This is a genomic window from Cupriavidus sp. UYPR2.512 (genome assembly GCF_000379565.1).
Taxonomy (GTDB): domain Bacteria; phylum Pseudomonadota; class Gammaproteobacteria; order Burkholderiales; family Burkholderiaceae; genus Cupriavidus.
The window spans coordinates 1-1,350 of sequence record NZ_KB903104.1 but is presented as its reverse complement, the minus strand read 5'-3'; the positions used below and the strand labels follow the sequence as shown (position 1 = coordinate 1,350).

1 protein-coding gene and 1 pseudogene are annotated in these 1,350 nt (G+C 57.6%); both read right to left on the bottom strand.

The genetic code is table 11. The features are described 5' to 3' along the window. Window positions 1-150: 150 nt before the first annotated feature. Window positions 151-456 (bottom strand): annotated as a pseudogene (locus A3A5_RS42060) (PIN domain-containing protein); the annotation flags it as partial. 2 nt (window positions 457-458) lie between these two features. Beyond that, window positions 459-920 (bottom strand): excisionase family DNA-binding protein, encoded by a 462-nt coding sequence (locus tag A3A5_RS0122420; RefSeq protein WP_026201015.1) that lies wholly within the window; start codon window positions 918-920, stop codon window positions 459-461. Between the last annotated feature and the right edge of the window lie 430 nt (window positions 921-1,350).

Genomic DNA, 1,350 nt, shown 5'->3' with positions numbered 1-1,350 from the left:
ATCGTTTGTCCTCCAGAGGCATCACATCTTACCCGCGTCGCTTTGCGCACGCCAGGTCCACTTCGGGAAGTTATTTCTCACTCGTTCCTAAGCGCGCGCCTGCCTCCGGTTGGAACCCGCCGGCCCATTCATCGGCGGTCTCCCGCACCCATGAATTGCAGCCGCAACCACATGTCGATCGTCAGGGTCCGGCAACGTAATGGACTCAATAAGGTGCTCATAACCGCTAACGAGCGAATCGCGAACACTTCGGTTCATCAGTTCGCGCGTGTTAGCAAGGCGATTTGCGGAAAGCTCCGGCCGCCGCGCGAGGAGGTTGCGAATCCACTCGTCATGGATTTGATTCGTCCACTTGGCACGGTACAGGTCGGTCAGCGCGAGCCGCATCAGCAGATCGCGCAGCGGAGCAGGATAGAGAACGCAGGCATCGTAGACTACAGCGAAGTTGGAAGCCATGCTCAATAGCCCATGTCCAGCTCTTGGGCCTGGGCTGCGAGTTCGTCTAGTGCCTTGCGTCGCTCGCTATCAATGCGCTGCTTGTAGCTGACAACGTCCTGGTAGAGGACGCGCCGATGCGTGTTGACTTTGCGGAACGGAATGTCGCCCTTCTCCAGAAGCTGGACCAAGTATGGCCGAGAGACGTTAAGCAGGTCCGCCGCCTCTTGCGTCGTCAACTCGGCGTGAATTGGAATAATAGAGACGGCGTTCCCTTGGCCGATTTCCGCTAGAACCTCAACGAGAAGCCTCAGCGCAGAGGTGGGCAAGGTGACGCTATGCAACTCGCCATTGTCAGTCTTGAAATCGAACTGCTGCGTATCGGATCGGCTGTCCAAGGCCACCGCCAGGCTGCGGCTCGATTCCCGAGCGATGGCACTTTCGTCTGCTGATGGCAGCGCGGTATTGGTGATGGTTGCGTGCATGGAAGTCCCCGGATCGTACCCTGAGAGTCCATAGTAATTCGAAACAATCGAATTCGCAATATTCGAAACGAGCGGGCCCATCTAAGTGCTTCATTGGTTACTCCACGCGGTTTGAATGCGGGCTTATATGGCGTTTAGGCGACACAAAGTTAAGATGTCGGCCGATTCGGCCGCCTTTTCGGGGCGATAGGCAGTTCGTGTCGTGCCTTATCGCGATGGCATCAATCTTCGGGGAACCTTCGAGTTTCCGAAGGCTCTTCACGCCAACCGGCTCCTGCCAAGCGCGACGGGCTGCGGGAGCAAGCCCAGGGGTGCCGGCGGCGCAAGAGTACCCTGCTAAGGAACGAGTGAGAAATAACTTCCCGAAGTGGACCTGGCGTGCGCAAAGCGACGCGGGTAAGATGTGATGCCTCTGGAGGACAAACGATGC

Coding starts and splice junctions, on each gene's coding strand:
- A3A5_RS0122420 (WP_026201015.1), bottom strand. CDS start 920: ATGCACGCAACCATCACCAATACCGCGCTGCCATCAGCAGACGAAAGT.